The sequence below is a fragment of the Oscillibacter sp. genome, assembly GCF_032060045.1.
Taxonomy (GTDB): Bacteria; Bacillota; Clostridia; order Oscillospirales; family Oscillospiraceae; genus Oscillibacter.
This window is the reverse complement of sequence record NZ_DAMBZJ010000022.1, coordinates 24,301-40,795: the sequence shown is the minus strand read 5'-3', so window position 1 is coordinate 40,795 and position 16,495 is coordinate 24,301. Positions and strand designations below refer to the sequence as shown.

Genomic DNA, 16,495 nt, shown 5'->3' with positions numbered 1-16,495 from the left:
GGCAGTGGCCTTGCAGCTGCCCTCTGGGCGGATGGAGTGGATTTTCACATCGTACTTGGGGGCAGCCGATGTCGTGTTGTTAGGCATGGTTTTTTCCTCCTTCTAAAAATGTCCGGCCTAATTAACCGGCGTAATTGAACATTTCCTTGATGCGCTGGGTCAGGGTGGGTAGCACCGTTTCCCCGAACAGGGCATACAGCCCCGCGAGGAGCAATGCGCCCAGCACCACTGCAATCAAAATTTTGATGGCGGTGTCAATGTAGCCGTCCCCGGCGTTTTGGGAAAGGATGTGTCTGCTGCGCAATGCGAGACCTGCGGCGGTATTTTTTACCGCCGCAGCTTTGTGTGAAATTGCGGTCTTCGCCTTTTTCATAAGCTGAACCATATATTTTTCCTCCGTTCTAATGATGAGGGCATGAAAAAAGACAGCCGATGGCTGCCTACATACTCATTCCCATGGTTTGGGTCTGCTCCGGTTCCCCGAAGCTGATTTTCTGAAATCCAAAGCGGTCGCAGTAGTGGAATTCGCTGCCCTCTGCGTCATACAGTTCCACCACATCGGACATGGACAGGGAGTGTCCGTCATAGCCGGGCGGATGATTCACATTGCACCTTGTATAGATGGCTTCGAGATCGTTGGTATCCAGCTGGCCGTCATAGGCAACGCGGTAATGCTCCGGGGACGGCTCCCCGAACTGCCGTACCGTTTCCTCATAGGAGATAAATTTCCTATACACGTCCGTATCCGGCTTCAGCTGCCAGATGCGGACACTTTTGAGCGGTGCGGCAGCTTCAGCCATGCCGCCCATCTGTTCCCCTGCGGCAAGGCGTTCCATCACGCCGTCTGTCCACTGCGGGGTCAGGCTGCGGCTTTTGAGCCATGCGGTCAGCTCGTCGTTTCGGAAGATACTATCCACCACCGCCTTTTCTTTTTCTGTATATCCGGCCGGGTTTCCATAGTAGGAAATGAGGCCGTTTTTTAGAGTGATTCCCGGCATATGCTCACCTCCCGGATTGTGTGTTGGGAATCCAAGACCGATTATTTACCGTAGACGATTTCCTCCAGCATAATCAGCTCATCCAGCTCCGCAAGGCACACGCCGCTTTGTGCCAGCACCGTAAGGATACCGGGCGGCACATCGGTAATGTCCTGCTGGACATCCGCCTCCACCACCGTGATTTGGCCGCTGTCCTTGTCCGTGTAGGCTTCCAGCTTAGCATCTACGGGGATACCCGCTTCCTCCAGCAGATAGCCGGGAATGCTGACAGTCTGACTGTCATCCAGCAGATCATGGCAGAGAGAACACCCTGCCACCCATTCGGCGGGGCAACCATCCTCACAGCCCTCACCGCAGTTGTTGCACAGTCCGCAGGCGGAGGCGAGGACGACGGTCAGGTCGGCGGCAAGGGCACTGAGGCTCTGGATGGCGTTCGCCACCTCCAGCGCCGTCATTTTGCCCTTCATAAAGACAAGGACGCTCGGTCCGGCATGAAGCTCCAGCGTATCCTTGTCAGTAAAGCCGGACCGTTCGCAGGCGTCGGCCGGGAGGCCGATTTGGGGCATTTGATTCTTTTTCATGAATGAGTTCCTCCAATCAAATATTAATTTTGTTTTTCACGCAATGCTGTGCCAAGGGCGTTTTCGCTACTCCATGAAGCCTCCTTCCCCAAACAGATTCAGCTGTGACGGGGCGTTTTTCTCGCGCTCGTGCAGATCGTAGTTTGCAATGAGGATTTCAGGAAACTGCGCCCCATTGTCATACCGCTGCTTGATGTTGTTAATGCGGGTAAAGGCTTCCGTCTGGATGCCTGGCGCATCATAGAGGCTACGGATAAACTCGCAGTCGTTGTAGGACAGCAGAAATTTGCCGTCGATCCGCAGCAGGGCATCCCGCAGCCTAACATGGTCTTTTTCCGTGAAACCGTCCTCGCCCACGTTTTTGTAATAGCTTTCGGTTTCAAAATACGGCGGGTCGCAGTAGAAAAAGCTGACGGGGCGGTCGTACTGCCCGATGAGCTTCTCGAAATCCTTGTTTTCCACGACCACCTTGGCAAGCCGCCGGTGGGCCTGCTCAATGAGAGGAAAGTTGCTGCGGATGTCATGGGGCTGGCTACCGTAGCTGGTCAGCCCCGACGCATAACTGTAGCGGATGAGCTGGTAAAACCATGCCGCCTTTTGCACATCCGATGCGGGAGAATCACGGGCGAGGGCATTTTTCACGAGCTCAAAATCCGCGCGGGAGTTCAGACAGTAGGCAAGGGTTGCCATCAGTTCCTGCGGTTTTTCCCGCACACAGCGGTAGAGGTTGACCAGCAGGCCGTTGAAGTCATTGTAGACCTCGAAATCGTTGCCGGGCTGTTTATGGAACAGCACCCAGCCGCCTCCGCCGAACACCTCAATATACCGCTCATAATAGAGGGGAAACAGGGTGACAATCAGCTCCCGCAGAGATTTCTTGCCGCCGATCCAGGACATGAAGCTGTTCAGGAGTCATCACCTCCCTCCAGCGGCAGACGTATCTGCGTATCGTCAAAGGCCGCAAGGGAACGCCGGAGGCCGGTAATGGCGGCGCTGATTCCAGCGATGCGGTTTCTCATATGCCGGATGGTCAGGCGCACCTCCGCTTCGGTTTTCGCATAAAAATACCCGTTCTGGTCACTGGCAATGGGAACACCCTCCCGGCGCAGGGCATTGACCTGATCCCGCAGTTCCTTACCTGAAACGCGGAAGGTACATTCCAGCTCCCGGCTGATGACGGCGTTTTCCGCACCGTGGTGATACCGGCGCAGATGCTTTGCAAGCTGTTCTTTCTGCATGGGTCCTCCTTTCCGGTCGTTTCCCCGGAAAGGCAAAAAGGGCGCAAAAAAACAGGGCCGCCTCCTGTATGGGGAAACGGCCCTGTTTTGATAGTGGTCTAAAAAAGCACAGGCAGCTCTGCCTGCGCTACTGGATTACGCCAAGCTCTCTTAACACTGCCACGCAGTCCTTGGCACCTTGAATGTACAGATGCTTTTGAAACGCTACCTCCAAATCCGAATTTTGACTCAAATAGCACTCAATTCTATCTTTCGTACCTTGACTGATTTCAGTGCTCTCCCGAATGCTGTCACTGAGTGACACTAATTCCTGCGCCAGATTTTCCGACTGAGGGTCAGATTCGCGCAGGGCAGCATATGCAAGCTGAAACCGTTCCGCAAGCGCCATATCCAGTAAATCCAAGAGCTTTTCGTCCAACTGCCTCACCTCCTTCAGCACAACACAATGCCACAGCTTCATGAGAATAGCTATACCAAAACCCAACAAAGATTTGCTACTTCATTTCCATGCCAAAGCTCTGGTTGGGACGGTTCAGGCATTGCTCCACCGTTTGCCCGGTCAGTGACCATAAGACGCCGTATCCGGTAAGAAGGATGCCTTTTTCCTCCATCAGCTTTTCGCCATATTTATGGAGATTCGCACAGGAAAACAGCTCGCCTTCACATTCAATGCAGTATTTAGACAGCATAAATTTGGCGTAATCCGCAGGGGTAGTCGCCTCACGGATGACTGAAAAATTCTCTATCTGCTGGGAAAGATCCAGCGCATCCTCCAAGGAAATTTCTTCCGGCACGGCTTCAAGCATCGCCTTATAGGTTGAAAGACTGCGCTTATCTGCCATGCGCCGAAGCTGCCGAGCCAGCTCATTGACCAGACCGTAGCAGTCGCCTTCCGAGGCATACAGGGCGTTGTTTATTTTGTCAGTCAAAAAGGGCGCCATGCAATCCTCCGCAGAGAATGCATATTCCTCCGGGGAGGCCGCTCCGACAGCATCAACCGCCTGCAAAAGCGCTGCATCACTGGCAGGGAGCTTGAGGAAGACAGCCGTGTCATTGTCATGGGCGGGATCGTTAAAATGCCCCTTGGTGATACGGAGAAGCACGGCATAATCCGGCTTGTCAAGGGGGCTGGCATCGCCGCTGTGGTAGCAGACGGCAATCTCGCCATTCTGCACCACATAGCCGCATGGTGTAAACACGCCGCCCTCGCCCTCACGCATCTCCTTGCCGATTTTACCGAAGTCCAGATATGCGTAGACTTCATCCGATACCTTTTCCAGTGCCGGTACAAAGTCATTATCCGCGTAAAATTTGCCGAGAGCTTGGTCGTCATGAGCTTCGTAAGCAACTTGGCAATGCGTCATGCTGTGTGTCATATTGATGAGCCGCTCCGCCGAAATGGGTGCGTATTGAGTCTGGACGGCATCCATCATCACCATGCCCTCGAAGCAGTCCAGTTCCCATGCACTCAGGGAGGACAGCCGCTGGGCGAGATGATTCAGCTCATGCAGATTGGCATCGGGGGCGATAAATTGCGGCAGATAGTCCAGCTTGCAGCTTAAAACCTCCGCGGAATAAACGGTGTCCCCGGTGATTCTCGCTTTTTCTAACGCATCCTCCAGCTCATAGGGTGTGGCGGGGAGTGTGATTTCTACCGACGGATTTATACCGGAAGGGTTCCACCGGCTGAGTTCCACTGTGAAAATTTTTTCTTCTCTGGCGTTAACGCTCATCTTGATACCTCCGTTTGATTAATCACTGCAATGCACATCCGGCGGTTACACGAAAACCGCTCCGTCGCACCACTTTTTCATGGCGTTGTACAGTAGCAGTACCTTGGTTTGATCCGATACCTCCTGCCATGTGGCCGGTTTGAACTGCCGAAGCCCGTATTGGTGTTCTCCCTCAAAATATGCGAGGATGCCGATGTGGGCGGGAACTTCCCCGGCGATTCTGACGGCAAGGGTTTTCGGCACGCAGTAGTAATTTTCGTTCCCATGAAAGTTATGGCCGTTTCTGCTTTTGAAATCCTGATAGGTGATTTTGACTTCAAAACAGGTGACCATCATGCCGATATGCCAGTTATGGCACCGCAGGACGCAGCCGTGGCATTTCTGTGCATTCTTATCTTTACTGCCATCCCGAAAGCACCTTCCGGGTTCGTGCGTCCGCGCAGTCAGGCACGGTTCCTTTTCGGAAAATCGGTCCGCATCCAGAAGCCTGCAGAGATATTCCTCATCCTCGTAATAGTCCTCAAAGCGGAGGCTGTCTACAATCCCTGACGGCGTCCATACCTCATCCGCCCACCGGATGGTTCGCTTTTCGGTGTGCAGCTTTGGACGGTAGTGATGGGTCAGCGCCTTAATCCGTTTTGTTAATTCGGTTTCCATGTTTCATCTTGCACCTTCCTTTCTGCGTTTTGCAATTTTTTGCATATCCGTTCTAAGGCAATCTCCCTCAGCGCTGTAGCAGATGAAGCCGTGGGACGGGTATGGGCAGTCGCCGCAGCTTTGGAACGGACCGCGAGGTCGTTCGTCCGGTGGTGTCCTGCCGAGAGTAGTTAGATTGTCCGAGTCGTAACAGGCAGTTTGCTTATTTCTCTTATAGCGTACCAACATGGCTACTCCTTTCCAGAAAACAAAAAAAGCCGGAGAATAAAGGGCATTCCTGCACTCCAATTCTCCGGCTTTCCGATGCTTTCATTTTTAATGTGATTTTGGTGTATATATAAAAAAGGGCGCTAACTTTATCGGCTTTCAATCAGCCTTAAAAATCAGCGCCCTTTTTATTTTGAGCTTGTTTTTTTGATTGCATTTTGAGTGGCGCCCTTTTCCATTTCACTCTGTTCTGAAAAGGGTGCCATTCCCATTCGTTTTTACTTGTAGGTTTGAATCCTGCCTGAGTGAAGCTTTTACCCTAATAAATCTACGAAAAAAGAGCTTCCACTTTTCATCGTGGAAGCTCTCGAAAGGCTTGGATTTACTGGCTTTGTAAGCAATAAATCTTTTTTACCTTTTGTTTTTGGTATGAGTGGAGAGATTTGAACTCACAGAATCCTCCGTTTTAGCTAGTTTCCCTGCCGAGATACGAGAACTCCCCCTGCTTTTTTGACGCTTGAATTTGATAAAACCTAGTATTTAAGCCATTTTTAGAGAAACAGGGTAAAAATGATTTTGCCTTATGATGACTTTGGCACCTGCACTCCGGCAGTGGCTTCGGCAAGAAACGAAGAAAGCCCTTCGCCACCTGTTTTTGCTTGAGAATCAAATTCATATGCTGTATAATAACTAAATGAATGTCAGTCGGTAAATTAGATATAGAATAGTTGATGTCGGGAGGAAATGGAAATGCAATGTTGCCATCACTCTGAAAGCCATGCAAGCTGTATCGAGCATGTGCCAATTTTCTCTAGTCTCAGCCGGGAAGAGCGAATGGAGATCGTCGAGATTGCATCCTCCCGTAGCTTTGAGAAAGGCGAAACAGTATACAGAGCAGGTGATGAGGGCGGAACACTCTTTGTCCTCTACACCGGACGGGCGAAACTTTTTCGCTTAAATGCAAGTGGAAAGGAACAGGTTCTCCGCTTGGTTGAGCCAGGTGAATTTATCGGAGAGCTGTCCCTCTTTTCTTCCCTGCCCCTCACCGACAACGCCCAGGCGTTGGAGGCGACAACCATGTGCGTTCTGCAAGGAGAACGGCTTAAGGGGCTGATGGCAAAGTACCCTTCCATTGCCTTTAAGGTGATGGATGAGCTCTCCCGCAGACTGGAAAAGGCGGAGAACCGAATCGAGGACATCAGCTTAAGCTCGGTGACCAAACGCATTGCAGGGGCTCTGCTGGAGCTGTCAGAGGGTAAGCAGGAGTTCCTCTTGCCCATGACCAAGGGGGATCTGGCCTCTCAGCTCGGGATGACGCAGGAAACCCTAAGCCGCAAGCTGGCGGCGTTGCAGGAAGAAGGGCTGATTATATTAAAAGGGCACCGCAAAATTATCATAAAAGATAAATCGGAGCTAGAGGAAATCACTCTTATTGAATAAAAACGATCAGTTTTGATAAATCATTTGTGCCCGCCTGTCTAATGAGGAAGTACAAAAGGCCAGCATTTGCAGGTTGCAAATGCTGGCCTTTAAGCTTTCTCTATACTTCGGGATGACAGCCTCCATACACAAAATAGGATACTACATTTTCTTGCTTTCATTATACGATATGGCCTTCACCGGACATGATTTTATTGCATTCCCCAGCCTATCCGTATCTAAATCTGACTCTTCGTATGATTTTGTAATTGCCTTTTTATTTTCCATCCCAAACACTTCGGGATAGCTCTTTGCGCATAGGGTACAGCCCATGCAGGCATCCCGGTTGATGTGGAGTCCGGGCTGCGTCAGCACCTCTCCCGGCAGATCCTCGTCCTTTATTATTTTTTCCGCTATCCACGAGAAAATGATGATAGCAATAACAGTAAGCACCCAGCGTATGGCCATGAATTTTGACCCTAAAAACTTTACTTCATTGAGAAGCATGGGAACCTTAATCACAGCCCATGAGCTTAAGATGATGATGATATTTCGAATGGAAGCCCCCTTCTTGTGAAGCATGACACACATTGGGAACGCCGCATAAATGGGCCCTGCCGAAATACTGCCAACCACAAAAGAAAGGAAAACACCTTTCGCCTTAGCGTCCTTACCCAAATACTGCATGATTTTTTCCTTTGGAATCCACATATCCAAAAGAGCCGTTAATACAAAGATAACCGGCATAATCATGAGCATTTCCTTGATGTAGTACATGGCACAATCTCATTAACATAGGGAACAGTCCCTTGAAGTTATATTCCATCTATGCTCCCCCACAGCACCCCTTCGGAACCGTTCATGAGACCAAGGAAATCGCAGAGGAAGCCGAAGGACATTCGCATTAAAAACAGCAATCCCCCGAGATAGGTTTTATACCTAATCCGGGGGATTGCCTCGTTGCTCTTATTTTGCCTTTATCTGAGATTTTATAACCTCGTATCCAAGAGCGGTGATGGCCTTTTCCACGTCTTCTACAGACAGCTTTTCATCGTCAAAGTCGAACTTTGCCTTGCTTGAATTAAACAGCACTTTTACGCTTTCTTTTTCTACACCGTTTAACGATTTTACTGCGTTTTCAATCTTTTGAACACAGGATGGGCAGACTAAGGCTTCTAATTGAATGGTTGCACTTTTCATTTTTGAGCTCCTTTCTATCTTGCTTATTACTTTTTCAATTTGTACCGCAGCAGCCTCATGCCGTTTAGGATAACAACCAGAATGCTGCCCTCATGTACCAGCATGCCGATGGACATATTCATCCATTCGCTAAGGAACACGCTGGCAAGCAGGAACAGGACAACCCCTACAGCAATCAAAATATTTTGCTTCATATTTCTGGCCGTGGCCTTTGTCAGTCCAAGGGCATGGGGTAAACGGCTGAAATCTGAATTCATTAAAACCACATCGGAGGTCTCAATGGCTACGTCTGTTCCGCTTCCCATGGCAATACCAATATGCGCCAAAGCAAGAGACGGGCTGTCGTTCACACCGTCGCCCACAAAAGCGACGATTTGGCCATCTTCCTCGATCAGCTTCTTGATGTATGCTGACTTATCCTCCGGCAGCATATTCCCGCGAGCCTCAGTTAAGCCAAGCTCCCGGCTCACCGCATCAACGGTACCTTGATTGTCGCCGGACAGCATCACAAGGTTCTTGACGCCTAATTTCTTCAGCCTGCGCAGATCTTCCTTCACACCGGGGCGGATCTGGTCACGAACTCCCATCAAAACCTTTAATTCCCCGTCCACAGAAGTCAGTACAAGGGAATTGCCGCCCTTTTCAAAACGGGCGATATCGGCTTTCGCCTGTTCACTGAGCGTGACGTTTTCTCTCTCCATCAAAGCAACATTGCCAACCGCAATTCTGTGTCCGCCTACACTGGCCGCAATTCCACCGCCCTTTACAACCTCCGTATTTTTTACCGGGGAGAATGTGGTCTCGCGAATCTCCTCTAATATTGCTTTGGCCAAAGGGTGGTCGGATTCACGTTCAATACTTGCAAGAAACCCCAGGGCTTCATCAATATGATCGCCATAATACTCTTTTTCCGCAACTGATGGATTGCCCATTGTCAGGGTGCCTGTTTTATCGAACACCATGGTATCCAGCCTGCTAAAGTCCCCGATGACTTCGCTGCCCTTGAGTAGCACGCCATGGCGGGCTCCGTTTCCGATGCCGGCCACGTTGGATACGGGGACACCAATGACCAAAGCGCCGGGGCAGCCGAGGACGAGGATGGTGATGGCCAGCTCAAGATTCCGCGAAAAGGCCCAAACGAGTATACCCAGTACAAGGACTGCCGGTGTATAGTATTTCGAGAAGCGGTCGATAAAGCGCTCCGCCTCTGATTTGGAGTCCTGGGCTTCCTCCACCAGCTCAATGATTTTACCGAATGTGGTATCTTCGCCCACCCGGTCGGCGGTAATTTGAATGGTTCCATTATCGAGAATCGTGCCTGCGAATACATTGGAGCCCTTTTCCTTTGAAACCGGAAGGGATTCCCCCGTAATGCTGGCCTCGTTGATACTGCCTTCGCCGGACAGAACCGTGCCGTCAACCGGTATTTTCCCACCGGTTTTCACCAGTAATATGTCGCCTACATCCACTTCGTCCACTTCAACTTCTTCAAACTCTCCGTTTGCCATTTGCTTTAAGGCGCTTTCCGGCGCCATTTCCGTCAGCTCTTTGATGGCTGAGCGTGTTTTATTCAGTGTACGCTGCTCTAAAAAAGCGCCGAATAAGAACAGGAATGTGACAATGGCGGATTCTTCAAAATTTCTGATGAAAAAAGCGCCGACAACCGCGATGGTAACCAATACGTCAATGCTGACAACCTTGACTTTCAATGCCTGATACGCCTGAATTGCAATGGGCAGGGCGCCTAAAATGGACGCGAGCACCAAGGTTGAAATAGCCACAGCTTCATTTTTAAATCCCAGTTCACTGGTAAAACCAATGACGATTAAAATGGCACTCACCAATGTTATATGGTTTTTCTTACTAAGTATCAATCTTTGCATCTCATCACCTTCTTGCTTTACCAATTCATTTGCGTTTAAGCCTGATATGCCTTATTCAACTCCGCCAGCATGTTGTAAACCGCTTCATAACTTTCGCATACATCATCCGGAACGGTGTAGTCGTTTGTAATTTCACGAAGCTTGGCAAACTCCTCGTTCAAATCAGGAACCCCCGAGCCCGTTTCCTTTATTTTTTTAGCCAGCGCGTCAAACAGCGTATGGACATCGTGGAACTCGGGATGGCTTTTCCCGTGAACCCTTGCCACAATGGGCACATATTGCTCTAATGTCTTAAAATGCTTCGCCTTTGCCTCATTAAATATTTGTTTGTTTGCCATTGTCTCTCCCGCCCTCTCGTTATCATTTTGTTTTTCTTAGCTTAGTATATCATGGTGTGGCGGAGAATGATTTGACCTAAATCAAAAATAGAAAAAATCCGTATGTGTTTTATTGATGACGAGTCTGTAAAAGTCATCCTTTTGATGAATATACTGCTGACTCCATACAAATGGAGCACCCACTAAAGCAGGTGCTCCGCTTATACTGAACAGATCAAAAGCAATATTAGGTTCCAAACTATTCTCCGGCTCTCGGTTGCTTCATTTTCTGTTTTAATTAATTGTGCTGGTGGATGCTCTATTTCTCTGCGGGTAGACGAAAAAAATGCCGCCGCTTATGACTGTTTTTCACTTGCGAGTTTGAGCCTCATCAGTGTGAAGCCAAAGCCCCAATAAATCTACGAAAAAAGAGCCCTCACTTTTTGTAGTGAGAGCTCTCGAAAGGCTTGCGATCACCGGCGTTTGAGCCAATAAATCTTTTTCACCTTTTGTTTTTGGTGCGCGAGGCGGGACTTGAACCCGCACGTCCTTGCGGACACTAGAACCTGAATCTAGCGAGTCTGCCAATTCCACCACTCGCGCGTATTAATTGAATTTTAAAAAACGTCAAATTTTCAGAAATATCTGCCTGAGAACCTCCGTCCTCAGACAGATATTGGTGCGCGAGGCGGGACTTGAACCCGCACGTCCTTGCGGACACTAGAACCTGAATCTAGCGAGTCTGCCAATTCCACCACTCGCGCATATTCATCTGAAATTTGTGCAGTCCCCATTCTCCGCCGAAGCGGAGATGGGATTGGTGCGGCTGACGGGATTTGAACCCACACGTCGATTAGACACCAGCACCTCAAGCTGGCCTGTCTACCAGTTCCAGCACAGCCGCAAATCCATACCAAAAAAAGACTGCTTGATTATTATAGCCAGAAGCTTGAAAAATGTCAACCTCAAATTTCCCTTTTCGGCAAATATTTTGTTTTCCATACTGCAGCCGCGCCGGAGGGCGGATTTCCGCTCCTCCGGCGCATAAAGGTCCACGTTCTCTGAAACGTTTAGCGCTCCGCTGCTGGCGTATATTCCCTATGCTCTTCCACGCACTCATACCGCGGGCGGATCAGCTTTCCTCCGCCGGAAAGCTCTTCCATCCGATGCGCGCTCCAGCCAGAAATGCGGGCCACCGCAAACAGAGGCGTATACAGTTCTTTGGGCAGGCCCAGCATCTCAAAGACAAACCCACTGTAAAAATCAATATTGGTGGAGATGGCGTCTTTCCCCCGCCGGGCTGTCAGCAAGCCTTTTCCAATCCTCTCCACCCGCTCGTAGAGGTCCAGCTCTTCCCCGCGCTCTTTTTCCTTGGAAAGCGTCTTCACATAGTCCCGGAATACCTCGCATCGGGGATCCGTCCGAGTATAGACCGCATGGCCCAAACCATACAGCAGTCCCCGGCCATCAAAAACATCTCCGTTTAAAATGCGCGCCAGATACTGTTCAAGCTCTTCATCGTCGTTCCAATTACGCACGTGGGACTTGATGTCCGCCATCATCTCCATCACCTTGCTGTTGGCCCCGCCGTGGCGCGGGCCCTTCAGGGACGCCATGGAGGCGGCGATAGCGGAATATGTATCCGTACCCGAAGAGGTGACCACGTGGTTGGTAAAAGTGGAGTTATTGCCGCCACCATTATCGGCGTGAAGCACCAGCGCCACATCCAGCACCCGGGCCTCCAATTCCGTATACTGCCCGTCCTGACGCAGCATCCTGAGAAAATTCTCCGCCGTGGACAACTCGGGTCTTGGCTCGTGGATAAACAGGCCCTCCCCTTTGTTAAACCGATAGGCCTGATAGGCGTAAATCGCCAGCAGCGGCATAATGGCAACCATCTGCAAACTCTGGCGCAGCACATTCCCAAGACTGATGTCGTTGGGTTGATCATCATAGCAAAACAGCGTCAGTACTGCGCGCTGCATCGTATTCATCAGGTCCTGCGGTGGGGCTTTTAGAATTACATCCCGCAGAAAGTTGCTGGGCAGCGTCCGATAAGTGGCAAGCTGTACGCAGAAATCCCGCAGCTGGACCTCCGTGGGCAGCTCGCCAAACAGCAGCAGATACGCCGCCTCCTCGAAGGCCAGTCTGCGCCCCTCAGATCCCCGGACAAGTTCCCGGCAATCAATCCCCCGGTAATACAGCACACCGTCCTCGGGCAGAAGCTTTCCATCCCGTTCCACGGAGTACGACTGAATTTCACCCACGCGGGTCAGTCCTGTCAGCACGCCCTGGCCGTTTTCGTCCCGAAGACCTCTGCGCACGTTGTACTTTCGGTACAGTCCGGGATCAATGTAATTCTTCTTCTCCCACTGTTCCTCCAGCGCCCGAATTTTGGGCGTAATCTGGGAGTAGACGTTCTCCCCTTTTTCCGACCAGATCATTCCGCCGCCTCCTCTTCCCACCCGCAGAAAAGCAAATTCCTCCCGGCGGCGTCTCAGCGCCGGGCATGAAAAATCCACCGTCTGCAAAGCAAGCTGTTCCCAATAAAAATAATATATCACAGCGGCGTTCTGTGCCCGCGATATAATGCAATGATATCATACAGTTCCTTCATTTTCAATATATTTAATTGGTTTTTTATCAGCTTTTTCTCCAAATATTGCAGTCGTATCTATCTGTTTATTCATTTTTTTAGCAATCTGACAGGTTTCCCTGCAAATTGTCCCGTCTTTAAAGCTGTGCGAGCGTCTCTCCAATGGAATCGGTAATCACAAGGTCTGCGGTCAAGTCTGCAGCCACGGGGGATTTATTAATAATCACCAGCTTTCGTCCCTGATACCACCGGATCAGCCCCGCCGCCGGATACACGTTCAGAGATGTGCCCCCGATGATCAGCAGATCTGCCTCAGCAATATAGCGGGCTGCCCGCTCCATCGTATCCATGTCCAGCCCTTCCTCATAGAGCACCACATCGGGCTTCACCCGCCCACCGCAGGCTTCGCAATGGGGAACGCCCTGAGAGCGGAGCATAAAGTCAAGCGTATAGGGCTTTTGGCAGCTTTCACAGTAATTCCGCAGAACGCTGCCGTGAAGCTCCAGCACGGTCCGGCTTCCCGCCGCCTGATGCAGTCCGTCGATATTCTGGGTAATGATCGCCTTCAGTTTTCCCTGTCTTTCGAGCTCCGCCAGCTTACGATGGGCTGCGTTGGGCTTCGCATTAGGAGCTAGAAGCTTTGCCCGATAGAAACGGAAAAATTCTTCTGGCTTGCTTTCGTAAAAGGTATGGCTTAAAATAGTTTCGGGCGGGTAATCATACTGCTGGCGGTACAACCCGTCCTCGCTTCGAAAGTCGGGGATACCCGACTCTGTGGACACTCCCGCGCCTCCGAAAAAAACGATATTGTCGCTGCTGTCCACCAAGTCTTTTAGTCTCTTTGCGCTCTCTGTCATAAAACGCCTCCGTCCGCGTCAATTCTTATTTATAATAAGGAGAACTTCCATGAATATTCAAATCTTCGGCTCCTCCAAGTCCTTCGACAGCAGAAAAGCCGAGCGGTGGTTTAAAGAGCGCCGCATCAAGTATCAGTACATCGATGTTGCCTCCAAGGGATTATCCCCCAGAGAGTACCAGTCCGTCAAGCAAAAAGTTGGTTACGAGGCGCTGGTCAACCGCAAATCCCGGGTCTATAAGTCGTTGTTCATGGCCTATATCACACCGGATGCGCAGGAAGCAAAGCTTCTTGAAAACCCGGAGCTGTTTCAAACACCCATTGTCCGCAATGGAAAAGACGCCACCGTGGGCTACCATCCGGAAATTTGGGAGACATGGGAATAACCTTGCCCCGCCTCGCGGCGGGGCTTTTTCTTTTCCCAAGGACTTTATATCCTCCACTCAAAACAAAGCAGCACACTATCGTCCTCCAAAATATTCGTACTTTTGTTCTGTTTTTTCTCTTGACAAAAACATTCGTTCTAGTTATAATCGTTTTAAATTAGAACAAAAGTTCCAGAGGAGGATTTTTTATGACCGGATACACCCTGTTTTTAATTTTTGTGGGTACGGGATTTTTGACGCATCTGCTCTTTCGCGTGATTGATGCCATTGAACGTCCATCCCGGTCCCTCCGGCGTGCGGAAACGCGCTGAGGACGCCATGGAACTGCTGGAAAAACTGACTATTCTCTCCGATGCGGCAAAATACGACGCCGCCTGCACCTCCTCCGGGGCGCGTCGGGGATATAAGGAGGGATTCATCGGCAACACCTCCACGTCCGCCATGGGCTGCTGTCACTCCTTTTCGGCCGATGGGCGGTGCGTCACGCTGCTGAAGGTGCTTTTGAGCAATCAGTGTGCATACGACTGCAAATACTGTGTCAATCGCCGCAGCAACGACACGCCCCGGGCCTCGTTTACCCCTGAGGAGCTGGCGGAGTTAACCATTGGATTTTATCGGCGGAACTATATTGAAGGGTTGTTCCTCTCCTCTGGTGTTTTACACAATCCGGACCATACGATGGAGCTGATGATCCGCGCATTGCAAATTTTGCGGGAGACTTACCGGTTTAACGGTTACATTCATGCCAAAGCCATTCCCGGCGCCGCGCCGGAGCTGGTGGAGCGACTGGGTCTTCTGGCAGACCGACTGTCCGTCAATATTGAGCTGCCCTCGGAAGCGGGACTGAAATCCCTTGCCCCGGACAAGACAAAGGGCGCGATTCTCGCGCCCATGCGGCAGATTCAAACCCGCGGTGTTCAATATAAAGAAGAATTGGTCAAATACCGCCACGCACCGAAATTTGCGCCCGCAGGGCAAAGCACTCAACTGATCGTGGGGGCCACGGCGGATTCCGACCTCCGGATTTTGCGCCTGACGCAGGGCCTGTATGACCGCTACCGCCTCAAGCGTGTCTTTTTCTCTGCGTATGTTCCGGTGGTTCCCCACACGCTTCTTCCCTCCCGGGACACAAAGCCTCCCCTATTGCGAGAGCACCGACTTTATCAGGCAGACTGGCTTTTGCGGTTTTACGGATTTCGTGCGGAGGAGCTTCTGGACGAGGGAACGCCAGACTTCAATCCGCTGGTGGACCCCAAATGCAGTTGGGCACTGGCCCATCTGGAGTTTTTCCCCGTAGAAGTGAACACGGCAGACTATGAGTCACTGCTCCGAGTTCCGGGTGTCGGCGTCGTCTCTGCCAAGCGCATTCTGGTTTCCCGCAGAGCGGGAAGCCTGCGAACGGAGGACTTGAGAAAGCTGGGTGTTGTGATGAAACGGGCACAGTATTTTCTCTCCTGCCGAGGGCAGATGTCCAAGGGACTTCGTTTTACGCCGGAAAGTCTGCTCCGAAACCTGATTGCGGCAGAGCAACCCGGTCTTCCCGGCGCCCAGATGGAGCAGCTTTCTCTGTTTGGCGCGTGAAAGGGGTGTACCATGGAGTTCATCTATCTTTACGACGGAAGCTTTGAAGGCTTCCTCTGCTGCATTTTTGAAAGCTATGCCAATCGGGAACTTCCATCCGATATTATCCCGGAGACGGACGCCTGTCTCACTCTGTTTCAGACCCGGCATATCGAAACAGATAAAGCCCACGCTGACCGCGTTCTACGTAAGACGGCACTTCTCTCTGGTAAGGCCGTTATCCTGTTGCGTCGCGGTTTTCTCACCTGCCTTGCAAATCGGGAGATGTATCTCTACCATCTGATTGCCAAGCTGCTTCGGGAAGGGCCGGGTTTTCTCCGGAATCTGGCGGATGAAACACTGCTTCCAGTCTTAAAAGCGGTGCGTCATTTGGAGGGAGAGGTCCAGCTTCTGCGGGGCTTTGTCCGCTTTTCGGATTACTCTGGAATTTTGGGCGGTGAAATTGAGCCGAAAAATCGCGTGCTGCCTCTGCTACGCTCTCATTTTTGCAGTCGCTTCCCCAACGAGCGGTTTTTTATCTATGACCGCACACACCGCGAGGCGCTGTTTTACGCCGACGGAAAGGCCGTCATTGCTCCTCTGGAGCGATTTGAGGCGGCTGCACCAGACGAAACGGAAGTCGCCTTCCGTCGGTTGTGGAAGCGGTTTTATGATACTGTTGCCATCAAGGAGCGGGAAAACTTCCGCTGCCGCCAGACCCACATGCCAAAGCGCTACTGGGGGACCATGACGGAATTTCAGGATGAGGATTACTTCATTGCTGGGCAGTCCCCTCGGTTGGAACACCGCGGGCCAGGTCTTCCGTCCGTTTAAACTGCACATAAAAGCCGCGGAAGCACCTTT

Annotated in this window: 19 protein-coding genes, 3 tRNA genes and 1 pseudogene; 5 read left to right on the top strand and 18 right to left on the bottom strand. The window is 51.0% G+C overall.

Features of this window, described 5'->3' with window-relative positions; translation table 11 throughout:
* The 9 genes and pseudogenes from RT018_RS10190 to RT018_RS10150 all read right to left on the bottom strand — a co-directional run.
* A pseudogene (locus tag RT018_RS10190) lies at positions 1-87 on the bottom strand (SpoVG family protein); the annotation flags it as partial.
* A gap of 34 nt (positions 88-121) precedes the next feature.
* Positions 122-385, bottom strand: coding sequence for a DUF6133 family protein (locus RT018_RS10185; protein WP_018306125.1), 264 nt, complete (start codon positions 383-385; stop codon positions 122-124).
* Between the two features lie 55 nt (positions 386-440).
* Positions 441-998, bottom strand: coding sequence for a YodL domain-containing protein (locus RT018_RS10180; protein WP_018306126.1), 558 nt, complete (start codon positions 996-998; stop codon positions 441-443).
* A gap of 41 nt (positions 999-1,039) precedes the next feature.
* Entirely contained in the window at positions 1,040-1,579 is a 540-nt protein-coding gene (locus RT018_RS10175; protein ID WP_018306127.1) for a hypothetical protein, read from the bottom strand.
* Positions 1,580-1,645: 66 nt separating this feature from the next.
* Positions 1,646-2,476, bottom strand: coding sequence for a DNA adenine methylase (locus tag RT018_RS10170; RefSeq protein ID WP_018306128.1), 831 nt, complete (start codon positions 2,474-2,476; stop codon positions 1,646-1,648).
* Positions 2,477-2,484: 8 nt separating this feature from the next.
* Positions 2,485-2,817 carry a hypothetical protein gene (locus RT018_RS10165; RefSeq protein WP_018306129.1) on the bottom strand — a complete coding sequence of 111 codons (333 nt, stop codon included), beginning with the start codon at positions 2,815-2,817 and terminating at the stop codon, positions 2,485-2,487.
* Positions 2,818-2,944: 127 nt separating this feature from the next.
* Positions 2,945-3,244, bottom strand: a complete 300-nt coding sequence (locus RT018_RS10160) for a hypothetical protein (protein ID WP_312941600.1) — start codon at positions 3,242-3,244, stop codon at positions 2,945-2,947.
* Between the two features lie 67 nt (positions 3,245-3,311).
* Entirely contained in the window at positions 3,312-4,550 is a 1,239-nt protein-coding gene (locus RT018_RS10155) for an antirestriction protein ArdA (RefSeq protein WP_018306131.1), read from the bottom strand.
* 45 nt (positions 4,551-4,595) lie between these two features.
* Positions 4,596-5,207: a hypothetical protein gene (locus RT018_RS10150; protein ID WP_018306132.1), complete on the bottom strand. Its 612-nt coding sequence runs from the start codon at positions 5,205-5,207 to the stop codon at positions 4,596-4,598.
* Between the two features lie 1,041 nt (positions 5,208-6,248).
* Between RT018_RS10150 and RT018_RS10145 the strand changes: the two genes are divergently transcribed.
* A complete protein-coding gene (locus tag RT018_RS10145) occupies positions 6,249-6,854 on the top strand; it encodes a Crp/Fnr family transcriptional regulator (protein WP_312941582.1) in 606 nt (201 codons plus the stop codon).
* 141 nt (positions 6,855-6,995) lie between these two features.
* Here RT018_RS10145 and RT018_RS10140 read toward each other — a convergent pair whose 3' ends face one another.
* The 9 genes from RT018_RS10140 to RT018_RS10100 all read right to left on the bottom strand — a co-directional run bounded on the left by RT018_RS10140 (position 6,996) and on the right by RT018_RS10100 (position 13,686).
* Positions 6,996-7,610 (bottom strand): permease, encoded by a 615-nt coding sequence (locus RT018_RS10140; protein ID WP_312941580.1) that lies wholly within the window; start codon positions 7,608-7,610, stop codon positions 6,996-6,998.
* Positions 7,611-7,799: 189 nt separating this feature from the next.
* Positions 7,800-8,033: a cation transporter gene (locus RT018_RS10135; RefSeq protein WP_312105442.1), complete on the bottom strand. Its 234-nt coding sequence runs from the start codon at positions 8,031-8,033 to the stop codon at positions 7,800-7,802.
* A 26-nt stretch (positions 8,034-8,059) separates the two neighbouring features.
* A complete protein-coding gene (locus RT018_RS10130) occupies positions 8,060-9,916 on the bottom strand; it encodes a heavy metal translocating P-type ATPase (protein ID WP_312105444.1) in 1,857 nt (618 codons plus the stop codon).
* Between the two features lie 35 nt (positions 9,917-9,951).
* On the bottom strand, positions 9,952-10,254 hold the full coding sequence (locus tag RT018_RS10125) for an iron-sulfur cluster repair di-iron protein, ric (RefSeq protein ID WP_312105446.1): 303 nt from the start codon (positions 10,252-10,254) through the stop codon (positions 9,952-9,954).
* 495 nt (positions 10,255-10,749) lie between these two features.
* Positions 10,750-10,836: transfer RNA gene (locus RT018_RS10120), tRNA-Leu, on the bottom strand.
* A gap of 74 nt (positions 10,837-10,910) precedes the next feature.
* A tRNA-Leu gene (locus RT018_RS10115) sits at positions 10,911-10,997 on the bottom strand.
* 54 nt (positions 10,998-11,051) lie between these two features.
* Positions 11,052-11,137: transfer RNA gene (locus RT018_RS10110), tRNA-Leu, on the bottom strand.
* A 166-nt stretch (positions 11,138-11,303) separates the two neighbouring features.
* Positions 11,304-12,677, bottom strand: coding sequence for a citrate synthase (locus tag RT018_RS10105; RefSeq protein ID WP_312941577.1), 1,374 nt, complete (start codon positions 12,675-12,677; stop codon positions 11,304-11,306).
* Between the two features lie 289 nt (positions 12,678-12,966).
* Positions 12,967-13,686 carry an NAD-dependent protein deacylase gene (locus tag RT018_RS10100; RefSeq protein ID WP_312941575.1) on the bottom strand — a complete coding sequence of 240 codons (720 nt, stop codon included), beginning with the start codon at positions 13,684-13,686 and terminating at the stop codon, positions 12,967-12,969.
* A gap of 49 nt (positions 13,687-13,735) precedes the next feature.
* Here RT018_RS10100 and RT018_RS10095 point away from each other — a divergent pair, with 49 nt between their 5' ends.
* From RT018_RS10095 to RT018_RS10080, 4 genes are all read left to right on the top strand, one after another.
* On the top strand, positions 13,736-14,071 hold the full coding sequence (locus RT018_RS10095; protein ID WP_312941573.1) for an arsenate reductase family protein: 336 nt from the start codon (positions 13,736-13,738) through the stop codon (positions 14,069-14,071).
* A 188-nt stretch (positions 14,072-14,259) separates the two neighbouring features.
* Complete coding sequence (locus tag RT018_RS10090; RefSeq protein WP_294857291.1) at positions 14,260-14,382, top strand: hypothetical protein; 123 nt, start codon at positions 14,260-14,262, stop codon at positions 14,380-14,382.
* Positions 14,383-14,389: 7 nt separating this feature from the next.
* Positions 14,390-15,652, top strand: a complete 1,263-nt coding sequence (locus tag RT018_RS10085; protein WP_312941570.1) for a putative DNA modification/repair radical SAM protein — start codon at positions 14,390-14,392, stop codon at positions 15,650-15,652.
* 12 nt (positions 15,653-15,664) lie between these two features.
* Positions 15,665-16,465 carry a TIGR03915 family putative DNA repair protein gene (locus tag RT018_RS10080; protein WP_312941568.1) on the top strand — a complete coding sequence of 267 codons (801 nt, stop codon included), beginning with the start codon at positions 15,665-15,667 and terminating at the stop codon, positions 16,463-16,465.
* The last annotated feature ends 30 nt before the right edge of the window (positions 16,466-16,495 follow it).